Annotated in this window: 11 protein-coding genes and 1 pseudogene; 4 read left to right on the forward strand and 8 right to left on the reverse strand. The window is 73.7% G+C overall.

All coding sequences use genetic code 11. From position 1 onward, the window contains the following. Positions 1–57 precede the first annotated feature (57 nt). Both ACZ58N_RS18400 and ACZ58N_RS18405 read right to left on the reverse strand, forming a co-directional pair. Entirely contained in the window at positions 58–1,902 is a 1,845-nt protein-coding gene (locus tag ACZ58N_RS18400; RefSeq protein WP_471160645.1) for an NHL domain-containing thioredoxin family protein, read from the reverse strand. 81 nt (positions 1,903–1,983) lie between these two features. Further along, the gene (locus ACZ58N_RS18405; RefSeq protein ID WP_471160648.1) at positions 1,984–2,808 is read right to left on the reverse strand and encodes an ATP-grasp domain-containing protein; all 825 of its coding nucleotides are present in this window, start codon (positions 2,806–2,808) and stop codon (positions 1,984–1,986) included. Positions 2,809–2,840: 32 nt separating this feature from the next. Between ACZ58N_RS18405 and ACZ58N_RS18410 the strand changes: the two genes are divergently transcribed. Continuing rightward, entirely contained in the window at positions 2,841–3,398 is a 558-nt protein-coding gene (locus ACZ58N_RS18410) for an LURP-one-related/scramblase family protein (protein ID WP_471160651.1), read from the forward strand. Between the two features lie 124 nt (positions 3,399–3,522). Here ACZ58N_RS18410 and ACZ58N_RS18415 read toward each other — a convergent pair whose 3' ends face one another. Further along, positions 3,523–3,831, reverse strand: coding sequence for a hypothetical protein (locus ACZ58N_RS18415; RefSeq protein WP_471160653.1), 309 nt, complete (start codon positions 3,829–3,831; stop codon positions 3,523–3,525). Beyond that, positions 3,828–4,628 (reverse strand): carbon-nitrogen family hydrolase, encoded by an 801-nt coding sequence (locus ACZ58N_RS18420; protein ID WP_471160656.1) that lies wholly within the window; start codon positions 4,626–4,628, stop codon positions 3,828–3,830. Before ACZ58N_RS18420 ends, ACZ58N_RS18415 begins: the two co-directional genes overlap by 4 nt. A gap of 137 nt (positions 4,629–4,765) precedes the next feature. On the opposite strand from ACZ58N_RS18420, the gene ACZ58N_RS18425 reads away from it, so the two are divergent. After that, the gene (locus ACZ58N_RS18425; RefSeq protein ID WP_471160659.1) at positions 4,766–5,590 is read left to right on the forward strand and encodes a maleylpyruvate isomerase family mycothiol-dependent enzyme; all 825 of its coding nucleotides are present in this window, start codon (positions 4,766–4,768) and stop codon (positions 5,588–5,590) included. 17 nt (positions 5,591–5,607) lie between these two features. Here the strand turns inward: ACZ58N_RS18425 and ACZ58N_RS18430 are convergent, their stop codons facing one another. Together ACZ58N_RS18430 and ACZ58N_RS18435 are read right to left on the reverse strand one after the other, a co-directional pair. Continuing rightward, positions 5,608–6,978: an MFS transporter gene (locus ACZ58N_RS18430; RefSeq protein WP_471160662.1), complete on the reverse strand. Its 1,371-nt coding sequence runs from the start codon at positions 6,976–6,978 to the stop codon at positions 5,608–5,610. Further along, complete coding sequence (locus ACZ58N_RS18435) at positions 6,975–7,634, reverse strand: GntR family transcriptional regulator (protein WP_471160664.1); 660 nt, start codon at positions 7,632–7,634, stop codon at positions 6,975–6,977. Before ACZ58N_RS18435 ends, ACZ58N_RS18430 begins: the two co-directional genes overlap by 4 nt. Before the next feature lie 145 nt (positions 7,635–7,779). Here ACZ58N_RS18435 and ACZ58N_RS18440 point away from each other — a divergent pair, with 145 nt between their 5' ends. Beyond that, a complete protein-coding gene (locus tag ACZ58N_RS18440; protein WP_471160667.1) occupies positions 7,780–8,997 on the forward strand; it encodes a DUF418 domain-containing protein in 1,218 nt (405 codons plus the stop codon). Here ACZ58N_RS18440 and ACZ58N_RS18445 read toward each other — a convergent pair. After that, positions 8,981–10,876, reverse strand: a complete 1,896-nt coding sequence (locus ACZ58N_RS18445) for a C1 family peptidase (protein WP_471160669.1) — start codon at positions 10,874–10,876, stop codon at positions 8,981–8,983. The genes ACZ58N_RS18440 and ACZ58N_RS18445 overlap by 17 nt on opposite strands. A 118-nt stretch (positions 10,877–10,994) precedes the next feature. Between ACZ58N_RS18445 and ACZ58N_RS18450 the strand changes: the two genes are divergently transcribed. Next, positions 10,995–11,516: a nucleotidyltransferase domain-containing protein gene (locus ACZ58N_RS18450; protein WP_471160672.1), complete on the forward strand. Its 522-nt coding sequence runs from the start codon at positions 10,995–10,997 to the stop codon at positions 11,514–11,516. 191 nt (positions 11,517–11,707) lie between these two features. Here ACZ58N_RS18450 and ACZ58N_RS18455 read toward each other — a convergent pair. After that, a pseudogene (locus ACZ58N_RS18455) lies at positions 11,708–12,200 on the reverse strand (hypothetical protein); the annotation flags it as partial.

The raw sequence follows: 12,200 nt of genomic DNA on the forward strand, positions 1-12,200 counted from the left end.
CAGAAACCCCCGAACCGCGCGTCGCGGTGCGGGGGTTCCCGTGCTCGCGCTCCGGACCTACTCCGCGTCCAGGCCCGCCAGGACCAGGGGGAGACGGGTCGCGGCGTCCGGGACGAGGCGCACGGGGACGCCCCAGTCCTGCTGGTGGACGTGGCAGGCCGGGTACTCGTTCGTCGGGTCGTCGTCGCAGGACGCGGCCATCGCCGAGACGTGCAGCACGCCCTCGGCCACCTCCGGGTTCAGTTCCAGGTCGCGGAACAGGTCCGTGCCCCGGCCCTCGCCCGACACCAGGAGTTCCGGCGGGGTCGAGGAGACCAGCAGCCGGGTCGAGGGACCGTAGCGGGTGTCGAGCTTCTGACCGGCCGGGGCCTGGAACACCACGTCGAGGCGCAGCGTTCCGGGGGCGACCTCGGTGGCGGCCCGCCGGGTGCGGTGGGCGACCGCGTCGACCCGTACGGCCTCCTCGGGCAGGCGCAGCCGGGTCAGCCGGTGCCGGGCGGACTCCACGACCACGATGTCGTCGTCGACGAGGACCGCGTCGCTCGGCTCGCGCAGGTCGGTGGCGAGCGTGGAGACCTGCCCGGTGGCGGGGTCGTAGCGGCGCAGCGCGTGGTTGTACGTGTCGCAGACCGCGACCGAGCCGTCCGGCAGGGCGGTGACCCCGAGCGGGTGCTGGAGCAGGGCCTGGGCGGCGTCGCCGTCGCGGTGGCCGAAGTCGAACAGGCCGCTGCCGACGGCGGTGACGATCGCGTAACCCCCGTCGGCGTCGACCTCGACGTACCGCAGGGCGCTGGTCTCGGAGTCGGCGATCCAGAGCCGGTCCCCGGCCGCCGCGAGCCCCGACGGCTGCGCGAACCAGGCCTCGGCGGCCGGACCGTCGACGAGGCCCTCGTTGGTGGTCCCGGCCGCCACCGCGACGGCGCCGGTCTCCGGGTCCCAGGTCCACAGCTGGTGCACGCCGGCCATGGCGATCCACACCTTGCCCTGCCACCAGGCGACGTCCCAGGGCGAGGACAGGTCGACCTCCAGGGCCGGGCCCGAGGTCGGCGAGCCCTGCCACCACTGGCGTCCCGTACCGGCGACGGTCTCGACGACCCCGGTGACCGGGTCGAAGGTGCGCAGCGCGTGGTTGACGGTGTCGGCGACGACGACCCGGCCGTCGGGCAGCAGCGTCAGGCCCTGCGGTTCGCTGAAGCTCTCGGCGGTGAAGCCGCGCGAGCCGCTGCCGACGCGGCGCACGACGCCCTCCCCGTCCGGGGCCAGCTCGACCAGCTGGTGCCGGGTGGAGTCCGACACCAGGAAGTTCCCCGAGGGCAGCAGCAGGGCCTTGCCGGGGAACCGCAGGTCGGTCGCGACCGGCTCGGGCGCCACGTAGGGCCCGTCGCCGCGCCGCAGGGTCCCCTTGGCCTCGTGCTCGGCCTCCAGCTCCGCCACCAGCCGCTCGATGGCGTGGGCGTGTCCCTCGCCGGCGTGCTGGGCGACGACGTACCCCTCGGGGTCGATGACGACGAGCGTGGGCCAGGCCCGCACGGCGTACTGCTTCCAGGTGGCGAGCTCGGGGTCGTCCAGGACCGGGTGGTGGACCTCGTACCGCTCCACGGCGTCGACCACGGCGGCGTGGTCGGCCTCGTGGACGAACTTCGGCGAGTGCACGCCGACGATGACGACGGTGTCCCGGTGCTTCTCCTCCAGCTCACGCAGCTCGTCGAGGACGTGCAGGCAGTTGATGCAGCAGAACGTCCAAAAATCGACAACAACGCACTTACCTCGCAGGTCCGCGAGGGTGATTTCCTTCCCGCCGGTGTTCAGCCAGCCCCCCTTGCCGATCAGCTCGGGGGCACGGACACGGGCACGCTTGCGGGGTGCGGGCGCGGGGGTGGGCGCCGGAGCAGCATCGTTCATCCTTCAAGCTTGCCATCCGGTCGTGAAGCGCCCGTCACGGCCGTGCGACGAGCTCCGCGGGGCGGGGAGCGGGGTCCGTCCCTACGGTGCGGGCGCCGGCGGTTCCGCTGCCAGGAACGACTTCAGGGAGCCGACCAGGGCCGCCACGAACGCGTCGCGGACGGGTTCCGACAGCAGGTCCAGGGACAGGTACGGGTTCAGGTCCTCCAGTTCGACGAGGAGCAGTTCCCCGGACGGGGCGCGGCAGGCGTCCACGCGCTGGATGCCGTGCGCGAGGGTGTTCCAGGCGATGAAGCGGCTCGCGAAGGCCAGGTCCTCGTCGGTGGGTTCGTACGGGACGAGGTCCCAGCGGCGGGCCGGGTCGGGGGCGTGGAGGGCGTACTGGAAGGCGTCGTCGACGAAGTAGAAGGACACCTCGTAGGCGAAGTCGATCCGCGGCTGGATCAGCACCTCGCCCGCCGGGCCGGTCGGGTGCGCGGTGAAGGTGAGGCCTATGGAGTCGGCGCCCTGCTTGGGCTTGACCGCGTACTCGGGTGCCTCGGGCAGCAGGTGCAGGTCGGCGGGGTCGTCGATGGTGGGGATGACCGGGAACCCGGCGGCGGTGAGGTCCAGGAGGTACTGCTTCCCGGCCATGTCGCCGCGTCCGTCGAGCGGGTTGTAGACGCGGGTTCCGGTGGCGAGGGCGGCCGTCCGGAAGGCGTCGTAGGCCTGCTGGTAGTGCAGGACGGGCCCGCTGTTGCGGACGACGACGGCGTCGAAGCCGCCCATCAGCGCCGCCGCGTCCAGCGGATGGCACAGGGCCAGCGGGAAGTGCTCGCGCAGTCGGGAGGTGAGGAACACGTCCTCGTCGCCGTAGCGGCGGCCACGGGCCGGGTACGCCAGGTCGGTCACGTAGAGAAGAGGCATGGCGGCAACCTATCGCGGGCACCGATGACCGCATGAAATACCTCGTACGGGACAAAATGCTCGCCCTGGGCGACGACTACTGGATCGAGGACGAGGACGGCCGGCAGGCCTTCCTCGTCGACGGGAAGGCGCTGCGGCTGCGCGACACCCTGGAGCTGAAGGACCCCGACGGGCGGGTCCTGATCACCCTGCGGGAGAAGTTCTTCTCGCTGCGCGACGCGATGACGCTGGAGCGCGACGACCGGCGGCTCGCCGTCATCCGCCGCAAGCGGCTCTCGCTGCTGCGCCACCACCACCGCGTGACGCTGGTGGAGGGAACGGAGCTCGACGTCAGCGGCCGGATCGCGGAGCGCGAGTTCAAGATCGAGTATGCGGGTGAGCTGCTCGCGCTGGTCTCCCGCCAGTGGTACCGGATCCGCGAGACCTACGCCGTCGACGTGGTCCGGGAGGACGCGGACGCGGCCCTGCTGATCGCGGTCGCCGTGTGCGTGATCCGGATGACCGAGCGGGAGGGCGAGGACGCCCGGGAGGGGGCCGGGGAGGACGCCCGGAGCACCCTCGGGGACGCCGTCCGCGCCGCCGTCGGCTGACCCGGCCGGGCCGGTCGGCCGGTCGGGGCAGCCGGTCGGGCCGGTCGGCCGGTCGGGGCAGCCGGTCGGGCCGGTCGGCCGACCGCCCCGACCGCCCCGACCCCCCCGACCGGCCGTCGCCGTCCTACGGGGTCCGGGCCTCCTGCGCGTGGTGGGCGCGGGCCGCGAGGCGGCCCTGGGCGAAGGGGTCGGAATCCGGGGAGTACGGACCGCCGTGGGCCTCCAGGTGCTCGGTGATGCGCTGCCACTCCGCCACGACGGCCGGATCGGCGTCCGCGCCCCTGGCCGCCTCCAAGGCCTCGTGCGCCCCGTGGTGGTCCATGCCGGTGGCCTCCTCGCACACCCGGTCGCGCACCGCGCGCTCGCCGGGTGCGGGCACGTGGGGTTCCTGCGCGGCCTCGACCGCCGCGTCCTGCCCCTCGGGCGCGCTCACCGCGCGCCGCCGGGGGCCCGCAGGCCCAGCGCCCGGTCCTTGAGCGCCGGGAACTGATCGCGGGTCTCGGCGACCTTCTTCGGGTCCAGGTCCACGGTGATGACGTCCTCGCCCGGGCCGGCCTCGGCCAGGACCTCGCCCCACGGGTCGACCACCAGGCTGTGCCCGGACTGCTCGACGCCCGCGTGCGTGCCGGCCAGCGCGCAGGCGAGGACGTACGACTGGTCCTCGACCGCCCGCGCCCGGTTCAGCAGGGTCCAGTGGGACCTGCGGCGGGCCGGCCAGCCGGCGGCCACGACCATCGTCGTCGCGCCGGCGTCGACCAGGCCGCGGAACAGTTCCGGGAAGCGCAGGTCGTAGCAGGTGGCGATGCCGAGGGTCTGCTCCGGCAGGGTCACCGTGGTCAGGGAGTCGCCCGCCGACATCAGGACGGCCTCGCCCTGGTCGAAGCCGAACCGGTGGATCTTGCGGTAGGTCGCGGCGAGCTCACCCGTGGGGGAGAGCGTGAGGGCGGTGTTGTAGAGCGAGCCGTCGCCCGCGCGCTCCACGATCGAGCCGGCGTGCAGCCAGACGCCCGCGTCCCGGGCCGCGTCGGACATGGCCTCGTAGGTGGGGCCGTCCAACGGTTCGGCCTCGGTCTCGAACTGCTCGTAGGCGAAGGCGCCCACGGTCCACAGTTCGGGCAGCACGACGAGATCGGAATCGCTCTGATCCCGTACGAGTTCGGCCACGCGGGACCGCCGGGAAGCGACCGACTCCCCTTCGTTCACCGCGATTTGGATCAGCGAAGCGCGCACAGTACCACCGTCCTGGCTTGTCAGCCGTCGACTCGGGCCTACGATCGTCACACGAAAGCACTGCCGGGGTGCTCACCGGCAGCGTACTTTTGGGCATAGTCCACAACGCGCCACTGAACAGCACGCGAGGGGTCCCGTTGACCGTCCATCCCAGCCTTCAGCCCTATGCCGACGCGTGGACGCATTCCATCGAGGCGATATCCGAGCTGGTCCTCCCGTTGCCCGAGCGCGACTGGAACCGGGCGACGCCCTGCCCCGGCTGGTCCGTCCGTGACGTTGTGTCACACATCATCGGCATCGAGTGCGAGCAGCTCGGAGACCCCCGTCCGATCCACACCCTCCCGCGTGATCTGCGGCACGTGGTCGACGAGTTCACCCGCTACATGGAAGTCCAGGTGGACGTACGCCGCCACCACACCGCGCCCGAGATGACCTCGGAGCTGGAGTACACGGTCATCCGCCGCTCGCGCCAGCTGCGCAACGAGAAGCGGGATCCGGCCACGATGGTGCGCGGGCCGCTCGGTGAGCAGGTGTCGCTGGAGCAGGCGCTGCGGCTGCGCGCCTTCGACGTGTGGATCCACGAGCAGGACCTGAGGGCGGCGCTGGGCGTACCGGGGAACTGGGACTCCCCCGGCGCGTACGTGGCGCGGGACATGCTGCTGGCCGGCCTGCCGAAGGCGGTCGCCAAGGGCGCGGGCGCGCCGGCGAACTCGGCGGTGGTCATCGACGTGCACGGGCAGCTGGAGTTCATGCGGACCGTGCGGGTGGACGCGGAGGGTCGCGGCACCCTGGACAAGTCGCCGTCGCTGGGTCCGGCCGTGACGCTGACCCTGGACTGGGAGACGTACGTCCGCCTCGCCGCGGGCCGGGTGCGGCCCCGCACGGTTGCCGACCGGGTCAAGGCGGAGGGCGATCAGGAGCTGGCCGAGGCCATCCTGGCCGCGTTCGCCGTCACTCCGTAGCGCCCCGGCCCCGCACCTCAGACCCCGGCCGCGGCCGGTGGTGAGGCCGGGTCCGCGGCGGGGGCGGCGGCCTGCGCGCAGGGGACGGCAGCGGCGGCCCGGGAGCGTTCCCGGGCGAGCGCGCGGCCCCGCAGCCGCAGGATCCGGCTGGTCCCCAGCACCTGGAGGACGAAGACCGAGGAGAAGGCGATCCGGTAGTCGTCCCCGGTGGCGTCGAGGAGGACGCCCACCGCGAGCAGGGTGGTCATCGACGCGAGGAAGCCGCCCATGTTGGTGATGCCGGACGCGGTGCCCTGCCGCTCGGCCGGGTTGGCGGGCCGGGAGAAGTCGAAGCCGATCATCGAGGCCGGACCGCAGGTGCCGAGCACCACGCACAGGGTGACCAGGAGCCACATCGGGGCCCGGTCCCCGGGGTGGAGGAGGACGGCGGCCCACAGGGCGGCGGTCACGCCGACGGTGGTGAGGGCCAGCGGGATCCGTGCTCCCTGCCGACGGCCGACGACCTGCCCGTAGACCAGCCCGAAGGCCATGTTCGAGGCCACGATCAGGGTCAGCAGCCCGCCGGCGGCGGTCCGTGACAGCCCCTGGGCCTCGACGAGGAACGGCATCCCCCACAGCAGCAGGAACACCATCGCGGGGAACTGCGTCGTGAAGTGCACCCACAGGCCGAGCCGTGTCCCGGGCTCCCGCCAGGAGTCGGCGATCTGCCGGCGTACGAACCCACCGGCCGCCCCCCGCCCCGTCGCACGCGTGACGGGCGGGCTCCCGTACCCCTCGGGGTGGTCGCGCAGGAACAGCACGAGGGGGACCAGCACCACCAGTCCGGCGACGGCGCTGCCCGCGAAGGCCGGGACCCAGCCGATGCCGTGCAGGACGGGTGCCAGGACCAGGGTGGAGACGAGGTTGCCGGCCATGCCCACCAGCCCGGCGAGCTGGGCCATCAGCGGCGCCCGCCGGGCGGGGAACCACCGGGTGCCGAGCCGCAGGACGGAGATGAAGGTCATCGCGTCGCCGCAGCCCAGCAGGGCGCGGGCGGCCAGCGCCATCCCGTAGGACGGCGAGAGGGCGAAGCCGATCTGCCCGGCGGTGAAGAGGACGGCGCCCAGCGTCAGCACCTTCTTGGTGCCGAGCCGGTCCACCATCAGGCCGACGGGTATCTGCATCCCCGCGTAGACCAGCAACTGGAGCAGGGAGAAGGTGGCCAGTGCGGAGGCGTTGACCTGGAAGCGGTCGGCGGCGTCGAGTCCGGCGACGCCGAGGCTGGTCCGGAAGATGACGGCGACGAAGTAGACGGCGACGCCGATCGACCAGACGGCGACGGCCTCCCGCCCGCCGGGCGGATCCTTCGGGACGGGGCCGGTGGGCCTTGCCTCGGTGGCGGAGCTCATCGGCCCGCCCCCCGCACGAGCGCCTCGACCCGTCCGATGTGTCCGCGCACCGCCGCGGCGGCCGCCTCCGCGTCCCCGGCGCGCAGCGCGTCCAGGATCTCGGCGTGCTCGGCCAGCGTCGGGGCCATCCGGTCGGGGTGGGCGTGCAGCAGGGCGACGCCCATCCGCAGCTGCCGGTCGCGGAGCTGGTCGTAGAGGCGGGAGAGGATGGCGTTGCCGGCGTGGCGCACGATCTCGGCGTGGAAGGCGCGGTCGGCGGTCATCGCGGCGGCGGTGTCGCCTGCGGCGGCCTGCCGCCGCTGCTCGGCGAGCAGGGCGGTGAGCCGCTCCAGCAGGGCGGGCGGGGCGGGCACGGCCCTGCGTACGGTGAACTCCTCGACCAGCAGCCGGGTTTCGATGACATCGGCGATCTCCTGCGCGGAGACCGGCAGCACCAGCGCGCCCTTCTTCGGGTACAGCTTCAGCAGGCCTTCCGTCTCCAGCCGCAGCAGCGCCTCGCGGACCGGGGTGCGGGACACCCCGACGGCCTCGGCGACCTCGCCCTCGGTGAGCAGCACCCCGCCCTCGTAGCGACGGTCCAGTACGCCCTGCTTGACGTGGCGGTAGACGCGGTCGGCCGCGGTGGCGGTGGGCGCGGCGGGGGAGTCGGATGGCATGGGCACAGCTTAGATACAACACAGGTGCAAGTCGGGGGCCGTCCGGGATGTGGACGCGGCCCGCCCACGGCTGCATCGAAGGATGTACCGGTCGTTCGTCCACGGGCACGACGTGCGAGGCCCCGCGCGCCGGGACGCTGAAGTCATGGCCGACACCCTGATCGCCCCGGCGCGGCGCGCGACCGCGCGGCTGCCCCTCCTCGACGTCCTGCGCGGCGCCGCCATCCTCGGCACGCTCATGACCAACGTCTGGATCTTCACCTCCCCCGGCTCCGAGTGGGGCGTCCTCACGGGCGGCCTCACCTCCGCCGACCCGCTGTCCGACCCGTCCGCCGCGAACATCGCCGGGACGGTGTTCCGCGCCCTCGCCGACGGCAAGTTCCTGGCCCTGCTGACGGTCCTGTTCGGCGTCGGCCTGGCCATCCAGTACGACTCGGCGGCCCGTCGCGGCAACCCGTGGCCCGGCCGGTACTGGCGGCGGGCCGCCTTCCTCTTCGTCGAGGGAACCGTCCACTTCCTGCTCGTCTTCGCCTGGGACGTGCTGATGGGCTACGCGCTCACCGCCCTCCTCGTCGCCCGGCTGCTGGCCCGTTCCGAGAAGGTCCGGCGCCGGGCCATGTGGACGGCCGGGGCGCTGCACCTGGTGATGGTGTCGCTGCTGACCCTCGCCCTGATGGGCGGATCGGACGACGGCGCCGCCTCCGGCACGGCTTCCGGATCCGCCTCCGGATCCGGTGGGCCCGACCCCGAGGTCGTCGCGCTCTACGCCGAGGGGAGCTGGTTCGACCAGGTCGCCTTCCGGTTGGAGAACTTCGCCGCCCTGCGCATCGAACCCGTCTTCTCCTTCGGGCTGCTGGTGTTCCTCTTCCTGCTCGGGGTGCGCCTGCACCGCGCCGGCGCCTTCACCGCGAGCGACGCGGGCCGCCGCGTCCGGGCCCGGATGGCCGGCTGGGGCCTGGGCCTCGGCCTGCCCCTGACCGTCGCGACCACCCTCGGTGGCGGCGACTTCTTCGCCGTCGGCCGCTACGGCGTCGCCCCGCTCGTCGCCGTCGGGTACATCGGGCTGATCGGCATCGCCCTCGACCGGCTGTGGCTGCCGAAGCCGCTGGTCACCGCCCTCGGCTCGGTCGGCCGCACCGCCCTGTCCTGCTACGTCGCCCAGAACCTGCTCTGCGTCCTGCTCTGCTACGGCATCGGGCTCGGCCTCGCCACCCGCTTCGCCGACACCGGCCCCTGGTGGGTGATGGGCCTGTGGGCGGCCGTCTCCCTGACCCTGGTCGCCGGCTCGTGGCTGTGGCTGCGCCGTTTCGAGCGGGGCCCGCTGGAGGCCCTCCAGCACCGGGTGCTCAGGCCGGGCCGATGACCTGGCCCTCGTGCCAGCCCGCACCGTCGCGCCAGTAGTGCTGGAGCAGCCGGTCGGTGCGCAGCACGACGGCCTCCAGGTTGAATCCGAAGCTGCCCTGGAGCATCCCGGTGACGGCCTGCACGTCGTGTCCGAAGACCGCGCCCCGGGTCCACCCCGTACCGGCCGCGTTCCCCCGCCACCAGTGCTCCACCCGTCCGTCGCCGCGGGCCGCGCACAGCTCGTAGTTCCCGGCGGTGTCCTCGTCCGCGGCCCCGTGCTGGCCCTCGATCAGGCAGGGCGCGGAGGTGATGCCCCCGCCGAACACCTCGCCCGGTCGCCACACGAAGGAGTTCGCGTCGTCCCGCCACCACAACTGCATCCGGCCGTCGGCGCGGGCCGCGACGAGGTCCAGCCGGCGGCCCCGGGTCTGGATCAGGGCGGGACCGAAGTGGGCGGTGCCGGGCGCGAACCGGCCGCCGTCGTTCCAGGTCCAGGGGGCGCCGTTGATCCGCCACCAGTGGTTCAGCCGACCGTCGGCGGTGCGGACGACCACCTCGAAGTTCCCCGGCTTGCCGTAGTCGCTCTGGATGAACGCCGGGGTCGAGCCGACGGCCGCGTCGCCCGGGCCGAAGGCCCCGCCGTCGCGCCAGACGCGGACGGCCTGTTCGAAGTACCAGTGGCGCAACCGGCCGCCCGTCGTGACGTGCAGGGACTCCATGTTCCGGTTGTAGGTGGTGCCGGTGAAGGCCGGTTGGCCGGACGCGTCGTGCGCGAACGTCTCCGCCCGGGACCACGCGTGGGGGGCGTCGCCGTCGCGCCACCAGTGCCGCAGCCGGCCCCCGCCCGCGGTCGCGGCCATCTCGAAGTTGCGGTGGGCCCGACCGTTGCCGCTCTCGTAGACGTTGCCCGCGTGCAGCCGGCGTTTGCTCCACGGGTCGATGTTCGTGCCGTACAGGCCGCACTTGGCCCAGTCGTCGATGCCGGAATCGCCGTACGCGATCCGGCCGTAGCCGCCGACGTGGTGGCCCGGCCCCCAGGAGTTCCGGAACAGCCAGCAGCCCGCCGCGTCGTCGTAGCCGACGATCAGCACGCAGTGGCCGCCCGCCAGGCGGTCACTGGTGCGGTGGTAGACACCGGCTCCGAGCCCGAAGAAGTCGTCGTACACGTCGAAGCAGGCCGTCAGCGGTCCGACCGTGTCCAGCCACACCTTCTGCTGCTCGACGTCCCCGAGCCGTACGTGCTCGGCGATCCGCACGGTCCGCCCCGAACGGTCCCAGCTCGGCGTGTACTCCGCCCGCCACGCCTCCCGCCGTTCGGCGGGCAGCCCCGGGGGCGGTGTGCCGTACGGCCAGCAGTCCGGGTCCGCGAGCCCCCCGTTCGTCCGGATCCAGTGCAGTGCGGTCTCGGGGTCGCCGCCCTGTCCGCAGGCCGACTTCATCCCGTCGTGGACGTCCCCCTCGGAACGCTCGGCCCACACCCCGTGCTCGATCCGCGCCATCGACTCCACCAGCGCGGCCGCACCGAACACCCAGCAGGATCCGCACGGGTTCTGGTCCTTCACCCGGGTCAGCCACGGCCTCCCCCAGCGACTGCGCCAGTCCACGGAGACGGGCCGCCCACCGCCCGGCCCGGCGCTCCCCGCCGCGCCGGGCAGCAGTCCGTGCGCGGCCCTGCGCCGGGTCACGTCCGGATTCCCGCTCGCGTGCCCGACGAGCGCCCGCAGGTCGACGGGGCCGGCCTCCGCCGCCCGGGTCAGCATCTCCCCCGGCTCCAGACCGAGCGCGGGCCGCGGCACGGGATCCGCGTCCGCCAGGTGCTCGCCGACGGACCACCTCGCCCCGCACGCCGCGAGCTGCGCCCGTAGCTCCCCCACGGTCTGGACGGACTCCTGCGGCATGGCGGCCCCCCGGCTGCGCGCGTTCGGATGCGAGACCCCTGAACGTCTCCCCGCCGCGGAACCCCGTCAAGGGGGTCCGCACGGTCGCTCGGTGGCACGGGGGTCGTACGGTGATCACATGAACGACCCCCGTGCGCGACGCCAGTTGGCGATGATCGCCGAAGTGCTCGGACTCGGCGTGGAGGTCTGGCTCCGCGGCGGCTGGGCCATGGACTTCTGGCTCGGCCGGATCACCCGCGAGCACGAGGACGTCGACTGGTTCGCCCGCTCACGGGACGCCGGCCGGCTGACCGGACCGCTCGTCGCCCGCGGGTACGAGGTCCTGCGGGCCGACGCCCAGCAGCTGGACCTCGTACGGGACGGTGAGGAGATCAGCTTCGCGCTGGTCGACCGGGACGCGGACGGCCGGGTCCTGGTGGCGGGCGGCCCCTGGGCGGGAACGCCGTGGCCCGCCGGGATGCTGGACGGGGCGGAGCCGGGCCGGCTGGGCGCGTTGGAGTGCCCGGTGGTCTCCCCCGCGGCGCAGATCGAGATCAAACGGATGACCCCGGTGTGGATACCGGGCCGCCCCCGGCGCCCGAAGGACGCCGCGGACGTGGCACTGCTGGAGGCGGCCCTGACGACCCGGGGAACACTCTGACGCGTGCCCGCGGGGGCGGGGCGGAGGCCCGGCGGCGCGGAAGCCCGGCGGCGCGGAAGCCCGGCGGACGGTGCCGGGTCCTGCGGCCGGGAGGCCGGTGAGGGCGTCGCCGCGTCGACGCCCACTTTCGCCCGGTGCGGCGGGAGTGCGTGTCGGACACCGCGAGGCAGACGGAAGTTTGACGACAGGTCCTAGGGGGCCGGAACCGGGACGGGGAGCGGGGGGAGGCCGGGCAGGCCGAGGCCGGTGAGGAGCGCGACGAGCGCGGCGACCAGGCTGGTCAGGACGTCGGTGGCCTTGGCCCTGGCGTCGGTCGAACAGCCGCAGGCACCGGCCGTCCTGAGGAGTCCGTCGACGGACTCCTTGAGCTTGTCGATCGTCGCCGTGATCACGTCCAACGGCCCGACGAAAACCCGCGCCGGCACGGGGGGCACCTTGGGCGCCGCGACGGGAACCTGCGGTGCGACGGCCGGGACCTGCGGCGCGACGACGGACGGCTGCGGCGCGTCCACCGGGACCGCCGGGGCCGCAACGGGCGGCTTCGAGGCGTCCACCGGGAGCTTCGGCACATCGGCCGGGGGCTTCGAGGCGTCCACCGGGACCGCCGGGGCCGCAACGGGCGGCTTCGAGGCGTCCACCGGGAGCTTCGGCACATCGGCCGGGGGCTTCGAGGCGTCCACCGGG

The sequence above is a fragment of the Streptomyces sp. NPDC040432 genome (assembly GCF_055595445.1).

Excerpts from the sequence above, each read along its gene's own strand:
- ACZ58N_RS18435 (WP_471160664.1), bottom strand. The coding sequence starts at position 7,634 with ATGCCATCCGACTCCCCCGCCGCGCCCACCGCCACCGCGGCCGACCGC.
- ACZ58N_RS18400 (WP_471160645.1), bottom strand. The coding sequence starts at position 1,902 with ATGAACGATGCTGCTCCGGCGCCCACCCCCGCGCCCGCACCCCGCAAG.
- ACZ58N_RS18410 (WP_471160651.1), top strand. The coding sequence starts at position 2,841 with ATGAAATACCTCGTACGGGACAAAATGCTCGCCCTGGGCGACGACTAC.
- ACZ58N_RS18405 (WP_471160648.1), bottom strand. The coding sequence starts at position 2,808 with ATGCCTCTTCTCTACGTGACCGACCTGGCGTACCCGGCCCGTGGCCGC.
- ACZ58N_RS18440 (WP_471160667.1), top strand. The coding sequence starts at position 7,780 with ATGGCCGACACCCTGATCGCCCCGGCGCGGCGCGCGACCGCGCGGCTG.
- ACZ58N_RS18450 (WP_471160672.1), top strand. The coding sequence starts at position 10,995 with ATGAACGACCCCCGTGCGCGACGCCAGTTGGCGATGATCGCCGAAGTG.
- ACZ58N_RS18430 (WP_471160662.1), bottom strand. The coding sequence starts at position 6,978 with ATGAGCTCCGCCACCGAGGCAAGGCCCACCGGCCCCGTCCCGAAGGAT.
- ACZ58N_RS18445 (WP_471160669.1), bottom strand. The coding sequence starts at position 10,876 with ATGCCGCAGGAGTCCGTCCAGACCGTGGGGGAGCTACGGGCGCAGCTC.